This window comes from Thermoanaerobacter sp. CM-CNRG TB177, assembly GCF_018588165.1.
GTDB classification, from domain to species: Bacteria; Bacillota; Thermoanaerobacteria; order Thermoanaerobacterales; family Thermoanaerobacteraceae; genus Thermoanaerobacter; species Thermoanaerobacter thermocopriae.
The window spans coordinates 12,843-29,955 of the sequence record NZ_JAFCAC010000046.1 but is presented as its reverse complement, the minus strand read 5'-3'; the positions used below and the strand labels follow the sequence as shown (position 1 = coordinate 29,955).

General features: G+C 34.5%; 16 protein-coding genes and 4 tRNA genes. 19 read left to right on the top strand and 1 reads right to left on the bottom strand.

Translation table 11 applies throughout. The features are described 5' to 3' along the window. Window positions 1–55: 55 nt before the first annotated feature. The 11 genes from I4N53_RS04235 to gatB all read left to right on the top strand — a co-directional run bounded on the left by I4N53_RS04235 (window position 56) and on the right by gatB (window position 12,391). On the top strand, window positions 56–2,134 hold the full coding sequence (locus tag I4N53_RS04235; RefSeq protein WP_003866797.1) for a BglG family transcription antiterminator: 2,079 nt from the start codon (window positions 56–58) through the stop codon (window positions 2,132–2,134). Between the two features lie 13 nt (window positions 2,135–2,147). Next, entirely contained in the window at window positions 2,148–2,393 is a 246-nt protein-coding gene (locus I4N53_RS04230; RefSeq protein ID WP_003866796.1) for a hypothetical protein, read from the top strand. Window positions 2,394–2,415: 22 nt separating this feature from the next. Next, window positions 2,416–2,742, top strand: coding sequence for a PTS sugar transporter subunit IIB (locus tag I4N53_RS04225; protein WP_003870491.1), 327 nt, complete (start codon window positions 2,416–2,418; stop codon window positions 2,740–2,742). 12 nt (window positions 2,743–2,754) lie between these two features. After that, the gene (locus I4N53_RS04220; protein WP_214495679.1) at window positions 2,755–4,071 is read left to right on the top strand and encodes a PTS sugar transporter subunit IIC; all 1,317 of its coding nucleotides are present in this window, start codon (window positions 2,755–2,757) and stop codon (window positions 4,069–4,071) included. Window positions 4,072–4,092: 21 nt separating this feature from the next. Continuing rightward, window positions 4,093–4,407 (top strand): PTS lactose/cellobiose transporter subunit IIA, encoded by a 315-nt coding sequence (locus I4N53_RS04215; RefSeq protein WP_214495678.1) that lies wholly within the window; start codon window positions 4,093–4,095, stop codon window positions 4,405–4,407. A 234-nt stretch (window positions 4,408–4,641) separates the two neighbouring features. After that, window positions 4,642–4,944 carry a YerC/YecD family TrpR-related protein gene (locus I4N53_RS04210; RefSeq protein WP_009051708.1) on the top strand — a complete coding sequence of 101 codons (303 nt, stop codon included), beginning with the start codon at window positions 4,642–4,644 and terminating at the stop codon, window positions 4,942–4,944. A 37-nt stretch (window positions 4,945–4,981) separates the two neighbouring features. Then, window positions 4,982–7,117, top strand: coding sequence for a DNA helicase PcrA (gene pcrA, locus I4N53_RS04205; protein ID WP_214495677.1), 2,136 nt, complete (start codon window positions 4,982–4,984; stop codon window positions 7,115–7,117). A gap of 17 nt (window positions 7,118–7,134) precedes the next feature. Further along, window positions 7,135–9,123 (top strand): NAD-dependent DNA ligase LigA, encoded by a 1,989-nt coding sequence (gene ligA / locus I4N53_RS04200; protein WP_214495676.1) that lies wholly within the window; start codon window positions 7,135–7,137, stop codon window positions 9,121–9,123. A gap of 74 nt (window positions 9,124–9,197) precedes the next feature. Next, window positions 9,198–9,485: an Asp-tRNA(Asn)/Glu-tRNA(Gln) amidotransferase subunit GatC gene (gatC, locus tag I4N53_RS04195; protein WP_003868770.1), complete on the top strand. Its 288-nt coding sequence runs from the start codon at window positions 9,198–9,200 to the stop codon at window positions 9,483–9,485. 12 nt (window positions 9,486–9,497) lie between these two features. Then, entirely contained in the window at window positions 9,498–10,964 is a 1,467-nt protein-coding gene (gatA, locus tag I4N53_RS04190) for an Asp-tRNA(Asn)/Glu-tRNA(Gln) amidotransferase subunit GatA (RefSeq protein WP_009051706.1), read from the top strand. Beyond that, window positions 10,964–12,391 carry an Asp-tRNA(Asn)/Glu-tRNA(Gln) amidotransferase subunit GatB gene (gene gatB / locus I4N53_RS04185; protein WP_003868768.1) on the top strand — a complete coding sequence of 476 codons (1,428 nt, stop codon included), beginning with the start codon at window positions 10,964–10,966 and terminating at the stop codon, window positions 12,389–12,391. The genes gatA and gatB overlap by 1 nt, the downstream gene beginning before the upstream one ends. 116 nt (window positions 12,392–12,507) lie before the next feature. On the opposite strand, the gene I4N53_RS04180 is transcribed toward gatB, so the two are convergent. Next, the gene (locus tag I4N53_RS04180; protein ID WP_013149965.1) at window positions 12,508–12,687 is read right to left on the bottom strand and encodes a hypothetical protein; all 180 of its coding nucleotides are present in this window, start codon (window positions 12,685–12,687) and stop codon (window positions 12,508–12,510) included. A 179-nt stretch (window positions 12,688–12,866) separates the two neighbouring features. Here I4N53_RS04180 and I4N53_RS04175 point away from each other — a divergent pair, with 179 nt between their 5' ends. The 8 genes from I4N53_RS04175 to I4N53_RS04140 all read left to right on the top strand — a co-directional run bounded on the left by I4N53_RS04175 (window position 12,867) and on the right by I4N53_RS04140 (window position 17,099). Beyond that, the gene (locus tag I4N53_RS04175) at window positions 12,867–14,627 is read left to right on the top strand and encodes an N-acetylmuramoyl-L-alanine amidase (RefSeq protein WP_214495675.1); all 1,761 of its coding nucleotides are present in this window, start codon (window positions 12,867–12,869) and stop codon (window positions 14,625–14,627) included. 145 nt (window positions 14,628–14,772) lie between these two features. Beyond that, window positions 14,773–15,558, top strand: a complete 786-nt coding sequence (gene rph / locus I4N53_RS04170) for a ribonuclease PH (protein ID WP_214495674.1) — start codon at window positions 14,773–14,775, stop codon at window positions 15,556–15,558. Further along, window positions 15,518–16,114 carry an XTP/dITP diphosphatase gene (locus I4N53_RS04165; protein WP_214495673.1) on the top strand — a complete coding sequence of 199 codons (597 nt, stop codon included), beginning with the start codon at window positions 15,518–15,520 and terminating at the stop codon, window positions 16,112–16,114. Before rph ends, I4N53_RS04165 begins: the two co-directional genes overlap by 41 nt. Continuing rightward, complete coding sequence (locus tag I4N53_RS04160) at window positions 16,115–16,615, top strand: metallophosphoesterase (RefSeq protein WP_214495672.1); 501 nt, start codon at window positions 16,115–16,117, stop codon at window positions 16,613–16,615. A 164-nt stretch (window positions 16,616–16,779) separates the two neighbouring features. After that, window positions 16,780–16,853, top strand: a tRNA-Gly gene (locus I4N53_RS04155). A 3-nt stretch (window positions 16,854–16,856) separates the two neighbouring features. After that, window positions 16,857–16,933 (top strand) — tRNA-Arg (locus tag I4N53_RS04150). A gap of 11 nt (window positions 16,934–16,944) precedes the next feature. After that, window positions 16,945–17,021, top strand: a tRNA-His gene (locus I4N53_RS04145). A gap of 3 nt (window positions 17,022–17,024) precedes the next feature. Continuing rightward, window positions 17,025–17,099, top strand: a tRNA-Gln gene (locus I4N53_RS04140). Window positions 17,100–17,113: the final 14 nt, after the last annotated feature.

The following is a 17,113-nucleotide window of genomic DNA, read 5'->3' as shown; positions in this document are numbered from 1 at the left end:
ACGTAAAAAGAGATACTATTATTAAATTAATGTCACAGAAAAGTGATGATGTAAAATGAATAAATTGAGAGGGCGCCAACTGCAAATTTTAAGAAAAATACTGTCCTCTTCAAATACAAGAATGGAAGACATTATGAAAGAATTTGATGTAAGCAAAAGGACAGTATACAGAGAAATTGCTTCTATAAATGAATTTGTTAAAAATTACAATTCAAAAATTGTAAATAAGACTGATGGGTTGGTTATAGAAGGCAATGTTGCTGATATTGAGAAGCTAAAGCTGGATATAGTAGGATATCGTTCAGAGTTTGAAACAGAAGAGAGAAGAAAAATGATATTGTCAGAGCTTTTGCAGCTAAATGAGCCTGTTAAATTAGAGTATTTCAGCAAAAAATTTGGCGTCACCACTTCTACAATAAGTTATGACCTTAAAGAATTAGAAAAGTGGATTGAAAAACAAGGATTAACTTTAATAACAAAGCCAGGTTATGGCGTTTATATATCGGGAAGCGAAAACTCTTTTAGAAAAGCTATAGCTAACTTTTTGTATGAGAATTTTGATACTGCAGATTTGATTGATTTCTTAAAAACAGGATATCTCGCAAAAAACAATATTGAAAAAAACATAGATTTGAGGCTTTTAAACTTAATTGACTACGATACTGTCTTGAAAATAGAAAAGGCAATTTTAAAATTAAAATCGCAAATTGACTATGAAATTGTAGAGAGTTCTTATTTAGGCCTTGTCGTTCACCTTGCCTTAGCTATAAAAAGGCTTCAAAATGGTGAAACTATTGAAATGGGTGAAGACAATTTACAGGAACTTAAAAAAACTAATGAATACAAATTTGCTAAAAAGTTAGCTAAATATTTACAAGAAGAATTGGATATACCTATACCTGAAGATGAGATTGGCTATGTGACAATACACCTTATAGGTGCAAAGTACAGGTCAACTACTCAAAATTACAATGACAAAGACATAGAGATTATTGCCCGGGACATGATAAAAGAAGCAGAAAAAATTTTTGATGTCAGTTTTTCAGAAGATGAGTTTTTGGAAGATGGCTTAAAGAGTCATTTAGTTCCGGCGGTGTACAGATTGGAGATGGGACTTGATATAAGAAACCCTTTGTTGGAGGATATAAAAACAAAATATCCTTTGCTTTTTGAAAAAAGTAATAGAGTTTGCGATGTTTTGCGAAAAAAATTAAACATGGATATTCCAGAAGATGAAGTTGGATATATTGCTATGCATTTTGGTGCAGCTTTAGAGAGGAAAAAAGAGGCCGCCAAAAAGTACAACATAATGGTGGTATGTGCTAGTGGTATTGGAACCTCCAGAATGCTGATGTCAAAACTTCAGATGTTTCCACAAATAAACATAGTGGATGTTACCTCCAGCATAAAACTAAAAGATTTAAAAGGAAGAGATGATATAGACTTAATTGTTTCTACAATACCTCTTGACATAAAAGATAAAAAAGTCGTTGTAGTAAATCCTTTGCTTTTGAAGGAAGATGTAGAAAAGCTAAAGAAGGCCTTAAATACAGACTTTATTATGGAGTACGGAATAAAAAAAGAGGAGGAAGAAAATTACGAAAAAGAGGCCTTTCATATAGCTAATTATGGAAAGAGAATTTTAGAATTATGCGATTCTATAACCTATATGACTGTAACAGGTGAAAAGTCTACTCAAATAATAGAATATATTCTTAAGAATTTGATAGATAAAAATTTAATAAGTGAAAATCAAAAGGAGCAAATAAAAGAAAGACTTTTAAAAAGAGAAAGCTTAGGTAAAATAGTATTACCAAACAAAGGATTTGTCATATATCATTGCACAATTGAAAATATAGATTTTCCATTAGTAGTTGTAGGAAAAGTTATAGAGGAAGTAAAAATGAAAAATCTTGTAGGAGATTATGAAAAGATAAGGACAGCTTTTTTAATGGTAGCACCAGAAGGTGATAGAGAAGGAATTGAAGTTTTAGGAGATTTAAGCATGTCTTTAATTGAAAGAGAAGATTTGGTGAATACTCTTAACGAAGCACAGTCCCAAAAGGAGGTCAAAGAAAAAATAAAAGAAGTGTTATTGAAAAAATTTTATGAAGAAATAAAAAGGATAATTTAGGAGAGGATCAAAAATGTTTAGCATATCGAGAGTTCAAAGAAAAATATTTTATTTGCTTTTGGGGGTAGTATGGTTTTCTACAGGATTTTATGCCATGTTTCATGATAGCTTCCTTAATGGCTTAAAAATAATGGCTTTTGGAAGTGCCTTTATGTTAGTAGTGTTTGCAATACAGACTTATGTCATAAAAATGATACAACTTTATGATAGCAACCTACAAAAACAACATAAAAAGCTTAAAAAGAAAAAAATGAAATAATCTTTGAAAGGAGGTGTTAAAAATGGCAATAAGAGGAGTAATACTCTGCAGCTGGGGAGCAACTTCCAGTGCTCTTGCTAAAAAGGTAACAGATGAAGCTAAAAAGCAAGGATTGGATGTTGTGGTAGATGCTGGCGGTACAGGAGAGTTTAAAAAGAAGGCAGAGGAATACGATGTAGCATTATTAGAACCACAAGTAAGACATCTCAAAAAAGAAATTGAATCAATCGCTTCTAAATACAATATCCCTGTTGATATAGTCGACATGCAGGCCTTTGCTATGATGGATGGCAAAAAAATATTAAATCAAATAATTGAGCTTGCTAAAAAAAGTGGAAAAGAAGTTTAAGGAGGGAATAAAATGAACGATAGGCTTTCAAACAATTGGTTTATGAAGTGGATGGAAGAATCTTTAATGCCAGTTCTTGCTCGTATAGCGCAAAATGTGTATTTGCAGTCAATTAGAGACGCATTTTCAAGCTTTGCTTTGCCTGTGATTTTGACTGGTGCCCTTTTCTTAATTATAGCAAATCCACCAGAGGGAATTAATTGGGCACCTATACATGCATGGGCAAGAGCAGTAAAACCTATTGCAGCTCAAATCATGATACCTTTCCAACTTACTTTTGGGATAATGGCTATGATGGTAGCCTTTGGTACAGCTTATAGCCTTGCTACACGATGGGACCTCGACGAGACGATGACAGGAATTATTTCAATGTTGGCATTTTTTATAACAAGCTTTCCTGCAACAGATGTGACAAAAGTTACTTTTGGAGATGTACTAAATTACCTCGGCGGTCAAGGTTTGTTTGTAGCAATAATAATAGGCATAATTACGGCAATAGTTGTGAGATTCTTTAACAAAAGTGGTTTGGTAATAAAAATGCCTGAAGGTGTGCCACCTTATGTGGTAAGAAGCTTCTTAGCATTAGTTCCTATGTTTGTAATGATAGTGTCAGCGTGGATTGTAGAATGGATTGTATGGGCAAATTTCCATATAACATTGCCGCAATTGGTGCTTGACTTATTTAAGCCCCTTGTTGCTGCATCAAATAGTTATCCTGCAGCTTTAGCTGAAATAATACTCATGATGCTTTTGTGGTCATTAGGAATTCACGGTATGAATGTTGTTTCTTCAATTGCTTATCCTTTCTGGATGACTCAATTAGCTGCAAATGCAGAAGCTGCAGCAAAAGGGCTGCCTTTACCAGGCATTGTAACTGAACCTTTCTTCCATGTGTTTACTCATTTAGGTGGTTCAGGTACTACATGGGCTTTGACAATAATGTTTTTACTTTCAGCTTCTGCACAACTTAGGACAATTGGGAGAGCTGAGCTTATACCTGCAATATTTAATATAAACGAGCCACTAATTTTTGGTACACCTATTGTGTTAAATCCGATACTCATTATTCCGTTTATATTAGCTCCAGCAGCTGTTGTAACAATAAATTACTTTGCTTTTGCTGTAAACTTAGTACCAAGACCTTTAATACAATTGCCTTTTACAGTTCCAGTTTTTATAAGCGGATTTTTATCTACTGGTGGTCATTGGCAAGGAGCTTTGTTGCAGCTGGTAAATTTAATTGTAACAGCGATTATATATTATCCCTTCTTTAAAATGTATGAAGCTCAACTTTTAAAAAACGAAAAGCAAGCAGCAGACCACGAGTAATTTGTGATGGGAGTGAAACTAATGGAGTTAGAACAGATAATATATAACTTAGTATTACATGGAGGAAATGCAAGGGCAGAGGCTTATGAAGCATTGGATGCAGCCGAAAGAGGAGACTTTGAAGAAGCTGAAAAGCATCTTGAAAAAGCAGATGAAGAGTTTTATGAAGGGCATAAATACCAAAATATGCTTACACAAGGAGAGCAAAGTGAAGCTCCTAATTTTCTAGTAATTCACGCTCAAGACCAGCTTATGACAGCCCTTGCTGAAAAAAATTTAATAAAAAGAATGATTGAGCTCTATAAAAGAGTCAATCAATTAGAAAAAAGACAATAATAAAATCCCCTCGCTACCCGGAAATTCCGGGTAGTATTTTTATAATAATTATATCACCTTGTTTCTTTTTTGTCATTATGACCCGAAGCTTTGAAAGTCATTTGTCCACAAGACAACTACAAATCTATTTTGTATACGTTATAAAAAATCGCTTTAAAGTATTGAATTATTTTTTAATATTTATTACAATATATTTGTAAACAATTAAATTATTTCATTAGGTGAGGGATAATTATGTATGAATCTAAAATTAAAGATGAACTTGTTGACCAGTTATTTGAGGCCATTTTAAAACTTAGAAATATAGAGGAATGTTACAGATTTTTTGAAGATATTGCTACAATAAATGAAATAAAGGCATTAGCCCAAAGATTGGAGGTTGCAAAAATGCTTCGCCAAAAAAAGACTTACATAGAAATTGCAGAAAAGACAGGAGCAAGTACTGCTACCATAAGCAGAGTAAATAGGGCATTGAATTATGGAGCAAATGGATATAAAATTATATTAGACAGGTTAGAATCAGAATCCCGGGAATAAAACCGGGCTTTTTTAAAACTAAATTGGAGTGAGAAAAATGAACAGCATATTAAATAACCTCAATGACAAACAAAAAGAAGCAGTTATGACTACAGAAGGACCTCTTTTGATATTAGCGGGAGCTGGAAGCGGAAAAACTCGTGTTTTGACTCATAGAATTGCTTATCTTATAAAAGAGAAAAAAATCTCTCCTTCTAACATACTGGCTATCACTTTTACAAATAAAGCGGCAGAGGAAATGAAAACAAGAGTAGAAGAGTTACTGGGTTATATAGGGGACCTGTGGGTATCTACATTTCATTCAGCCAGTGTGAGAATTTTAAGGAGAGATATTGACAAAATAGGATATGACAGAAATTTTGTCATATTTGACACTACTGACCAAAAGGCTTTAATACAGGAATGCCTTAAAGAGCTAAATTTAAGTGAAAAACAGTATCCTGTGAAAACTGTCTTAAATGCTATTTCTTCTGCAAAGGATAAAATGGTAACTCCAGAAGAGTATATTCATGTTTTTGGAAATGAATACAGAAGTAAGAAAATAAGTGAAATATACAAATTATATCAAAAAAAGTTAAAGAAAAACAATGCACTTGATTTTGATGACATAATTATAAAAACCATTGAACTTTTTAAGGAAAGCCCAGAAGTTTTAGACTTTTACCAGAGGAAATTTAAATACATAATGGTAGATGAATATCAAGACACAAATATGCCTCAATACCATTTTGTGAATATGTTAGCCCAAAAATACAGAAACTTATGTGTAGTTGGTGATGATGACCAAAGCATATATGGTTGGAGAGGGGCAGATGTAGGTAACATATTAAATTTCGAGAAAGATTATCCTGAGGCTAAAGTTATAAAATTAGAGCAAAACTATCGTTCTACCAAAACAATATTGGAAGCAGCCAATTATGTCATAGATAATAATATAAGAAGGAAGAAAAAAACTTTATGGACAAATAATGAACAAGGAGAAAAGATAATTCTCTGTGAATTAGAGAATGAGAGGGAAGAGGCGGAATTTGTGATACAAGAAATAATCAACTTAAAAGAAAGAGAAAATAGAAGTTTTAGAGATTTTGCTATTTTATACAGGACAAATGCCCAGTCCCGTGCTTTTGAGGAAGCCTTAATGAGGGTGCGAATTCCTTACAAAGTGGTCGGAGCTTTAAGGTTTTACGACAGAAAAGAAATAAAAGACATTATTGCCTATTTGAGAATACTTGTAAATCCTTATGATGACATATCTTTTAAAAGGATAATAAACGTTCCTAAAAGAGGTATTGGAGCTGCAACCATTGAAGCATTAGAGGCTACAGCTTTGGAGAAAGACACCAGTCTTTTTTTTGCAATAGATGATGCAAAAGTAAGCCAAAGGGCTAAAAATAGCCTTTTAGAATTTAAGGAATTTATTTTAGAATTAATTGATAAAAAAGATACAATGACTGTCAGTGAAGTAATAAATTACATTTTAGAAGAGACTGGATATGTAGAGGAGTTAGAAAAAGAAGAATCAGAACAAGCAGAAGGAAGGATAGAAAACCTAAAAGAGTTTTTAAATGCGGCTTATGAATTTGAAGAGTCTTCAGAGGACAAATCTTTAGAAGCATTTTTGGCCGGGATAACATTGGTATCTGATATTGACTTGGCTGGAGAGATTGGAGAAAGCGTTGTTCTCATGACGTTGCATTCGGCGAAGGGATTAGAGTTTCCTGTTGTCTTTATGGTAGGCATGGAAGAAGGAATATTTCCTTCTTTTAAGTCATTTACAGATGAATATGAATTAGAAGAGGAAAGACGGCTCTGTTATGTTGGCATTACGAGGTCTAAAGAAAAACTCTATATGACCTATGCGAGGAGGAGAAATTTATACGGCAAATCTCAGTACAGCTCCTATTCCCGTTTTATAAGCGAAATACCTGAGAGGTTTTTAGTAAGATACCATGAGTTATCAAAGCCAAGGGAAGAGTATAGGTCTGTATCTAGCTATGTAGAAAGGAAAACTTATGAAAAGGCTCAATATAATTTAGGAGATAAAGTAGAGCATAAAATATGGGGGATAGGTACTGTAGTAAAAGTAGAAGGAGAAGAGATTACAGTTGCCTTTCCAAATGTGGGCATAAAAAAGTTAGACTTAAAGTTTGCTCCTATTAAAGCTATTTCTTGAAATGTGGAGGTCGAATTATGGATCCAAAAGAAAGGATAAAGGAATTGAGAGAAAAAATAAATTATCACAATTACAGATATTACGTTTTGGACCAACCAGAGATTTCAGACTATGAGTACGACATGCTGATGAGAGAACTTATAGAATTAGAAGAAAAATATCCAGAGCTTAAAACTCCAGACTCTCCATCCCAAAGAGTAGGTGGGGAGCCTTTAAAAGAATTTGAGCCTTTTACCCATGTAGTTCCAATGTTAAGTTTGGCTAATGCTTTTTCTGAGGGAGAACTTAGAGACTTTGACAGAAGAGTAAGAGAGGCAGTGGGAGATGTAGAGTACGTAGTAGAATTAAAAATTGACGGCTTATCTGTGGAACTAATTTATGAAAAAGGCATATTTACTGTGGGTTCTACAAGAGGAGACGGGATCGTAGGAGAAAATGTCACACAAAATTTAAAGACTATAAAGTCAATTCCTTTAAGGCTTAAGGATGATGTAAGCCTTGTTGTAAGAGGAGAGGTCTTCATGCCTCGCGCTTCTTTTGAAAGATTAAACACAGAAAGAGAAAAATTAGGGGAAAGCCTTTTTGCAAATCCTAGAAATGCCGCAGCAGGTTCTTTAAGGCAATTAGACCCTAAAGTGACTGCGAAAAGGGATTTGGACATTTTTATTTTTAACCTTCAAAGGGTTGAGGGTAGAAAATTTAAAACTCACGTCGAGACATTAGAATTTTTAAAAGAACAAGGGTTTAAAGTAATACCCATTCACAAAAAATGTAGCAATATAGATGAAGTAATAAGAGAAATAGAAGAAATAAGAAATTTAAAAGATAAGCTGCCTTATGATATTGATGGAGCAGTAGTAAAGGTAAATGACCTTGAAAAGAGGAAGATTTTAGGTCAGACTGCAAAGGAACCAAGATGGGCTATTGCTTTTAAATATCCTGCAGAGAGGAAAAAAACAAAAGTTTTGGACATAATAGTTCAAGTAGGAAGAACCGGAGCTTTGACTCCTACAGCTATATTGGAGCCAGTGCCCATCTCAGGTTCTGTTGTAAGCCGAGCTACACTTCACAATGAGGACTACATAAAAGAGAAAGACATAAGGATAGGAGACACGGTAATAGTTCAAAAAGCGGGAGAAATCATTCCTGAAGTAGTAGAAGTGGTAAAAGAAGAGAGGACTGGACAAGAAAGAGAATTTGTAATGCCAGATAGATGCCCTGAATGCGGTGCTTTAGCTGTCAGGCTTCTGGGTGAGGCTATAAGGCGTTGCACAGGTCTAAATTGTCCTGCACAGCTTCTAAGAGGCATTATCCACTTTGCTTCAAAAGATGCAATGGATATAGAAGGATTGGGGCCAGCTATAATAAATCAGCTTTTGTCAAAAGGTCTAATTCACAACATAGCAGATTTGTATTATCTTAAATACGAAGATTTAATACAATTAGAAAGAATGGGGGACAAATCTGTTAAAAATTTATTAAATGCTATTGAAGAAAGCAAAACAAGAGATTTAGATAGATTGCTCTTTGGCTTGGGTATAAACTTAATAGGCAGTAAAGCTGCCCAAGTGATTGCTGAGCATTTTAAGACAATGGACAATATCATGAAGGCAAAATTTGAAGACTTTACACAGTTGCCTGACATAGGACCTAAGATGGCAAGAAGCATAGTTTCCTTTTTTGCAGAAAAACAAAATGTAGAGATAATTGAAAAACTTAAAAATGCTGGAGTAAACATGAAAAAACTTTCAAAAGGAAAAGTAAGCAACATATTTGAAGGGAAAACTTTTGTTTTGACAGGAGCGTTGGAAAGTTACACGAGAGAAGAAGCTACCAGAATGATTGAAGAAAGAGGTGGAAAAGTTACAAATTCAGTAAGTAAAAAAACAGACTATGTATTAGTAGGTAAAGATCCTGGTTCTAAACTTAAAAAAGCCCAAGAATTAGGAATAAAGATAATTGATGAAAAACAATTTGAAGAAATGCTAAAAGGTGAAAATATTTAAAAACTCTATCCTTCAAAAAATATGTTTTTGTGGTAAACTATAATAGGTGAATAATAAAGGAAAGGTGTGGTAACATGGCTATTAGCAGGAGCGAAGTTGAGCATGTGGCTAAACTGGCCCGTCTCAAATTTTCGCAAGAGGAAATAGAAGAGTTTACAGTGCAACTGAGCAAAATTATCGACTATGTAAACAAATTAAACGAATTGGACACTGAAAATGTAGAGCCTACAGCTCATATAGTGCCAATCCATAATGTATTTAGAGAAGACGAAGTAAAGCCTTCAATGGACAGAGACAAAATATTGATGAATGCACCTTATAAAGAGAACGGCTGTTTTAAAGTGCCAAAGATTATAGAATGAGGAGGTACATAAATGGAATTATATAGTTTGACAATTCACGAACTTAGAGAACTTCTCAAAAAGAGAGAAGTCAGCGCTTTGGAAGTGACAAAATCCTATCTTGAAAGAATAAAAGAAGTAGAACCTAAAATAGATGCTCTTGTCACAATTACAGAGGATTTTGCCTTGCAAAAAGCAAAAGAGGCAGATGAGAAAATCAAAAAGGGAGAGGACACGGCCCTTACAGGCATTCCTGTCATAATAAAGGACAACATTTCTACTGAGGGAATAAAAACCACTTGTTCTTCTAAGATGCTAGAAAACTATATTCCTCCCTATAATGCTACAGTAGTGGAAAAATTACTAGAAGAAGGAGTGATAATTTTAGGAAAATCCAATTTAGACGAATTTGCAATGGGGTCTTCTACAGAAAATTCCGCTTTTAAAACTACAAAAAATCCTTGGGACTTATCCCGTGTTCCAGGAGGGTCTTCTGGTGGTTCTGCAGCAGCTATAGCGGCAGACGAGGCGGCTTTTGCTTTGGGTTCAGATACAGGTGGTTCTATAAGACAACCAGCTTCTTTATGCGGTGTAGTAGGGATGAAACCTACTTATGGATTGGTGTCAAGATATGGCCTTGTAGCTTTTGCCTCTTCACTTGACCAGATTGGACCCTTTACAAAAGATGTTACAGACTGTGCTATTGTATTAAATACAATTATAGGGCATGACCCAAAAGACTCTACTTCTTTAAAAATAGACAAGCCTGATTACACTTCTTATCTCAAAGAAGATATTAAAGGTTTGAGGATAGGAGTGGCTAAAGAATTTTTTGGCGAGGGAATAGAAGAAGGGGTAAAAGAAACTGTACAAGAATCTATAAAAGTTTTACAAGACTTAGGTGCAGAAATCATAGATATCTCTATTCCTTATGTAGAATATGCTCTTCCAGCTTATTATATAATCGCTTCGGCAGAGGCTAGTTCTAACCTTGCGAGGTATGATGGTATAAGATACGGCCATATTGCAGAAAAATATGAAGATTTAATTGATATGTACATGGTCACGAGAAGTGAAGGATTTGGAAAAGAAGTAAAGAGAAGGATAATGCTAGGGACTTACGCTTTAAGTTCGGGCTATTACGATGCCTATTACAAAAAAGCATTAAAGGTCAGAACTCTCATTAAAAATGACTTTGAAAAAGCTTTTGAAAAATGCGATGTAATAATAGGTCCAACAAGTCCTACTGTAGCTTTTAAAATTGGAGAAAGGGCAAACGACCCGTTAGCCATGTACTTAGCAGATATATACACTGTATCGGTTAACATAGCGGGGCTCCCTGGCATATCCATACCTTGTGGTCTTTCAGATGGCTTACCTGTTGGACTTCAGATAATTGGCAGACATTTTGACGAAGGGAAAATATTAAATGTCGCTTATGCCTTTGAACAAGCCAATAAATTTAGTGCAAAACCACAGGCCATAGGAGGTGCAAGATAATGAAGTACGAAGCAGTGATTGGCTTAGAGGTCCATGCCGAACTTTTGACAGAGAGCAAAATCTTCTGTGGTTGTACTACCAAATTTGGCGGTGAACCTAATACCCACGTATGTCCGGTATGTCTTGGACTTCCCGGAACTTTACCAGTTTTAAATAAAAAAGTTGTAGAATATGCTGTAAGAGCGGGACTTGCTTTAAACTGCACAATTGCAAACTTCAGCAAGATGGACAGAAAAAACTACTTTTATCCTGACTTGCCCAAAGCTTATCAGATTTCTCAATATGACCTTCCCTTGTGCAGCAACGGATATGTAGAAATTGAAGTAGATGGTAAGGTGAAGAAAATAGGAATAAAGAGGATACACATTGAAGAAGATGCTGGAAAGTTGCTACATGAAAATACAGATGGTTCTTTAGTAGATTACAACCGTGCAGGGGTGCCTCTCATTGAAATAGTTTCTGAACCAGATATGTCTACACCTGAAGAAGCTTATCAATACTTAACAAAATTAAAGAGCATTTTAGAGTACACCGAAGTTTCTGACTGCAAAATGCAGGAAGGTTCTTTAAGAGTTGATACAAATGTGTCTGTGAGGCCTGTGGGAAGTACTGAATTAGGGACAAAAATAGAGCTTAAAAATTTAAACTCCTTTAGAGCCGTTCAAAAGGCGTTGGAATATGAAATAAAAAGGCAGATAAAAGTCTTAGAAGAAGGCGGAACAATAGTACAAGAGACAAGAAGATGGAATGAGGCAAAAGGAATAACCGAGCCTATGAGGACAAAAGAGGAAGCTCATGATTACAGGTATTTCCCTGAACCAGATTTAGTTCCAATAATTGTAACAGATGAGTGGAAAGAAGAGATTAGAAAGTCTTTGCCTGAAATGCCACACCGCAAGAGAGAGAGATTTATTTCCGAGTACGGTTTACCTGAATATGATGCTAAAATTATAACTTCTTCAAAGAAAATAGCGGACTTCTTTGAAAAGTGCGCTCTCGAATATGATTCTCCAAAGGCTGTAAGCAATTGGCTTATGGGAGAATTTTCTCGCCTCATGAATGAGACAGGGAAAGAAATAGACGAAGTACCCGTAACACCGCAAATGTTAGTAAAATTGCTTAAATTAATTGATAACGGTGTGATAAGCGGATCCATTGCTAAAACTGTTTTTGAAGAGATGTTTGGTACAGGGAAAGAGCCAGAGGTAATAGTAGAAGAAAAAGGATTGAAACAGATAGCTAATGAGGACGAATTAAGAGAAATTATCAAAAAAGTCATAGCTGAAAATCCTAAATCAGTAGAGGATTACAAAAATGGCAAAGAAAAGGCAATGGGCTTTTTGGTAGGGCAAGTTATGAAGGCGACCAAAGGAAAAGCAAATCCGCAGCTTACTAATCAAATTTTGAAAGAAGAATTGTCTAAATAAATAGTCTACGCTAAGTGTAGGCTAAGATTAATAATAAGCTCCACTTTTTATACATTTAAAAGTGGGGCTTGATTTATATTACTCACTTTGTGAACAAATTTTTCAGCATTTTGCTGTTATTTTTTTGCTTTTATATAATATGCACAATTGATATTTGAATTTTCATCGCTGACTTTGTTTTTATCGATATAATCATCAATTAATCCATTGATTTTGTTCATCTGTGAAAGATTAGATAAAATACACTTTCCTTCTTTTTGGTAAATACAATCGGCTGTGCAATTTATATTAGTCACAAGTGCCACCTCCCTTTTTTATTTTTCCTAAAACTCAAAAAACTAATCCATTTAACCGATACAGTATATGTAATTACTAATAAAGTTAAAAAATTGTAATGAGTTTGTAATCATTTTGTAATATTAATGTATTATGATATATTTAAAGTCGAATTTTTTCAAAAAAAGGGGGGTTTTTAGTGAAAAAAATAGTATTATTTGTTGCAATAGTTGTAGCAATTTTAGCCTCCTACAGTATGGCCTTCGCTTATAAAAATACTATCTTAGTAGATGGAAAACCTTTTTATTACAATATTCCAGATGTCACAATTAAAATAGATGGTCAAAATTTCGATACAGGAAAGACCCCACCTTTAATTTTAAAAGCCAGCACATTAATTCCTGTGAGGGTGATCTCAGAAAAAGGATTTGGAGCTAAAGTAGAGTGGGATGATAAAACCAAGACGGTTACTATAACAAAAGATAAAACAGTTAAATTAACTATTGGAAGTGATATTGCTTTAGTAGATGGAAAAGAAGTTAAATTGATAGCTCCTGCAAGAATAATAGAAATTAGTAAAAAGGGATATACATATATTCCTTTTAGATTTTTATTTGAGACTTTTGGTTATAAAGTAGAATGGGACCAAAAAAATTATCAAATAAATACTACCTCTCCTCCTAAAATTGTAAATATAACAAATTTTGATACAAGCTATAATAATGGCATATTTTCTATAAATATCACAGGAGATAATCCTATAAAATATAACCAAGGACTTATAGAAAATAGTGGGGATATTAGAATTTATATTGATATAGAAGATGCCATATGGGCTAAGGGAAGAACAGATATAGAAATTAACAAAAAAAGTCTTGTAAAGGCAGTAATTGCACAAAACCAAACACAGCCTACACCTAAGGTGCGAGCAGTTATATATTTAAAAGAGGTGGTGCCTTACAAAATTATCCAATCGCAGGATAAAACACGTTTAACTATTTCTTTTGATGTTGGGACAAGCTATGTAACAGGGATAAGTTTTACAAAAGAAGGTGATTATGATAAAGTTATAATTAATGCTGATGCAGAACATTTTAATACTCAAAGAATAGGGGATAATAAAATAGTTATAGACATATCAGATGCTGTTCTTAAAATGCCAGATGGCAATAAAGCTGGTCAAATACCAGTAGAAGGAAATGTTATAACGGCTATAAGGTATTCACAGTATAACAACGACACAGTGAGGGTGGTGGCAGATACTACTAGCAAAACGGATTATTCTGTAAAAATAGTCGATAAAAATATTATAATGTTGGTTATAAAGTCTAAGGCGGATACAGTGCCTCTTATTTACATAGATCCTGGTCATGGGGGAAGTGACCCTGGAGCGATAGGAGTAGGTGGCTTAAGAGAATCTGACGTAGTTTTAGGGATTGCTCTTAAACTAAATAGCCTTCTCACAAAAGGTGGATTTAGAACGATGATGTCTAGAGATTCTGATGTATTTGTAGACCTTATTACTAGGTCACAAGAAGCGAACAATGCGGGAGCTGACATATTTATAAGTATACATACTAATGCTTTTGGAACTCCAACTCCTAAAGGCACAGAAATATGGTATTATCCAAATGGATACAAAGGAGATACGAGAGACAACAAGACCTTTGCTCAAATTATCTATAATAACTTAATGAAAGAGATAAATACGGTAGATAGGGGACTTAAAGAAGGTCCTAGTTTGTCAGTGCTAAACAAGACAAAAATGCCAGCAATACTTATTGAGACAGCTTTTATAACGAATCCTGATGATGCAGCCTTGCTTCAAGATGATGCCTTCCAATGGAAAGTGGCTCAAGGAATATATAACGGTATTGTAGAGTATTTTAAAAAATTAAAAGAGGGATCTATTTCTACCACTGTTTCTAATTCTGTATATAATACAAATAACAATCCATAATTTATCTGGTTTTTTAAACCAGATTTTTTTGTTTTTATGTTCTTGTAAAATATTAATAAAGGTTTTAAAATAATATTGTAGAATAAAAACAATGAGAGGATAAATTAACATTAAACTATTTTTATGAAATGAAAGGGTTGAAGAAATGAATAGAATTGATGGAAGGGAATTTAATGAGCTAAGACCTATAAAAATTACAAGAAATTTTAATAAATTTGCAGAAGGTTCTGTGCTAATTGAAATGGGGGAGACAAAAGTCATTTGTACAGCTTCTATTGAGGATAAAGTACCTCCATTCCAAAAAGGTACAGGTAAGGGTTGGATAACTAGTGAGTATGGTATGTTGCCAAGAGCAACTGAAACGAGAAATCCAAGAGAAGTAACTAAAGGAAGACCTAGTGGAAGGACTATGGAAATACAGCGGCTTATAGGCCGTTCTTTAAGGTCTGTAGTAGATTTGGATGTGTTAGGAGAAAAAACTATTTGGATAGATTGCGATGTTATCCAAGCGGATGGAGGTACAAGAACAGCTTCTATTACAGGTTCATTTATAGCATTGGCAGATGCACTTAACAAATTGGTAGAAAAAGGCGATATTCCTAAGATTCCTTTAAAAGGTTTTGTTGCAGCTGTAAGTGTAGGCATTGTAGATGGAAATAAGCTTTTAGATTTATCCTTTCAGGAAGATTCGAATGCATTAGTAGATATGAATGTAGTTATGACAGACAAAGGAGAAATTGTAGAAATACAGGGAACAGGTGAAGGTGGACCATTTACAAAGCAAAATTTATCAGACCTTTTAAGCCTTGCAGAATATGGGATTGAACAGATTATCAAAATTCAAAAAGAAGTTCTTTATGATATTGTTGATAAAATAGGAGTTGATTCAGTTGAAAATAATAATAGCAACCAACAATCCTCACAAAACTGAAGAAATAAAAAATTTTTTTAAAGGCTATCCTGTTGAAATTTATTCCATGGCAGACTTGGGCATAAAAGAAGATATAAAAGAGACAGGAAATACGATTGAAGAAAATGCTCTTATCAAGGCTCGCTTTTTAAAAGAAAAAGTTGATGGAATTGTTATAGGCGATGATACAGGGTTGTTTGTGGAGTATTTAAATGGGCAACCTGGAGTATATTCTGCAAGATTTGCTGGTGAAAATGCTACATATGAAGATAACAACAAAAAATTATTAAAGCTATTAGAGGGCGTTCCTTACGAAAAAAGAAAAGCCTATTTTAAGACAGTGATAGCAGTGGTAGAAAGAGAAAAAGAAACTTTATTAGAAGGTAAATTAGAAGGGTATATTTTAGATCGTCCTCGAGGAAAAAATGGTTTTGGATACGATCCGATTTTTTACGTTGATGATTTAGGGAAAACTTTGGCAGAACTTACTATGGAAGAAAAGAATAAGATAAGTCACAGAGCTAATGCTCTTGTGAAATTGAAAAATTACATTTTGCAACGTTTGGGGGAAAAGTAAATGGTTTTAGCTGTAATTAGTGATACACATGGTATATTTACACTGGTTAGAAAAAAATTGCGGGAGCTTAAGGGAATAGATTATCTTATTCATTTAGGAGATAATGCTTCAGACGCCGCTCAACTATCTCAAGAGTTTGGTATTCCATTGGAGTATGTTAAAGGAAATTGTGATTTTCCTACAAAAGACGAATTGGAGAAAGTAATTGAAATAGAAGGCAAAAAAATCCTGTTGACTCATGGACACCGATATTACGTGAAGTATGAGTATCAAACGATTTTAGATAGAGGAAAAGAATTGGGAGTAAATGCGGTATTTTTTGGGCATACACATATTCCTATGATTTCAAAACAAGAAGATATTTTACTTTTAAATCCCGGCAGTCCTTCTTTGCCACGAGAAGGTGCGAAAAGAACAATAGCATTAGTGACAATTGATAAAAGCGGGATATTCCCAAGATTGGTGAATTTAGAAGAAGCTTCAGTGATAAAAGAAGCTTAGAAAGGCGTAAAAGGAAAAGTTACTCTTTTTATGTCTTTTATACAATTTAATCTACGAAAATTTTTTACTGGAGGTGTTGACAAAGATAGGGGCATCTGATATAATCTAAAACTGTCAGACGAATTGAGAAACTAGCGAGGAAAATTAAATTAAGTTGATTATATGCGGGTGTAGCTCAATGGTAGAGCCCCAGCCTTCCAAGCTGGTTACGTGGGTTCGATTCCCATCACCCGCTCCATATGCGCCTGTAGCTCAGTTGGATAGAGCAACGGCCTTCTAAGCCGTGTGTCGGGAGTTCGAATCTCTCCAGGCGCACCATTTATTGTGTGGTGGATATAGTTCAGTTGGTTAGAGCGCCAGATTGTGGCTCTGGAGGTCGTGGGTTCGAGTCCCACTATCCACCCCATGTTGGGATGTAGCCAAGCGGTAAGGCACCAGACTTTGACTCTGGCATTCGTAGGTTCGAATCCTACCATCCCAGCCAATTATCAGATAATT

Excerpts from the sequence above, each read along its gene's own strand:
- I4N53_RS04235 (WP_003866797.1), top strand. The coding sequence starts at position 56 with ATGAATAAATTGAGAGGGCGCCAACTGCAAATTTTAAGAAAAATACTG.
- I4N53_RS04230 (WP_003866796.1), top strand. The coding sequence starts at position 2,148 with ATGTTTAGCATATCGAGAGTTCAAAGAAAAATATTTTATTTGCTTTTG.
- I4N53_RS04225 (WP_003870491.1), top strand. The coding sequence starts at position 2,416 with ATGGCAATAAGAGGAGTAATACTCTGCAGCTGGGGAGCAACTTCCAGT.
- I4N53_RS04220 (WP_214495679.1), top strand. The coding sequence starts at position 2,755 with ATGAACGATAGGCTTTCAAACAATTGGTTTATGAAGTGGATGGAAGAA.
- I4N53_RS04215 (WP_214495678.1), top strand. The coding sequence starts at position 4,093 with ATGGAGTTAGAACAGATAATATATAACTTAGTATTACATGGAGGAAAT.
- I4N53_RS04210 (WP_009051708.1), top strand. The coding sequence starts at position 4,642 with ATGTATGAATCTAAAATTAAAGATGAACTTGTTGACCAGTTATTTGAG.
- pcrA (WP_214495677.1), top strand. The coding sequence starts at position 4,982 with ATGAACAGCATATTAAATAACCTCAATGACAAACAAAAAGAAGCAGTT.
- ligA (WP_214495676.1), top strand. The coding sequence starts at position 7,135 with ATGGATCCAAAAGAAAGGATAAAGGAATTGAGAGAAAAAATAAATTAT.
- gatC (WP_003868770.1), top strand. The coding sequence starts at position 9,198 with ATGGCTATTAGCAGGAGCGAAGTTGAGCATGTGGCTAAACTGGCCCGT.
- gatA (WP_009051706.1), top strand. The coding sequence starts at position 9,498 with ATGGAATTATATAGTTTGACAATTCACGAACTTAGAGAACTTCTCAAA.
- gatB (WP_003868768.1), top strand. The coding sequence starts at position 10,964 with ATGAAGTACGAAGCAGTGATTGGCTTAGAGGTCCATGCCGAACTTTTG.
- rph (WP_214495674.1), top strand. The coding sequence starts at position 14,773 with ATGAATAGAATTGATGGAAGGGAATTTAATGAGCTAAGACCTATAAAA.
- I4N53_RS04160 (WP_214495672.1), top strand. The coding sequence starts at position 16,115 with ATGGTTTTAGCTGTAATTAGTGATACACATGGTATATTTACACTGGTT.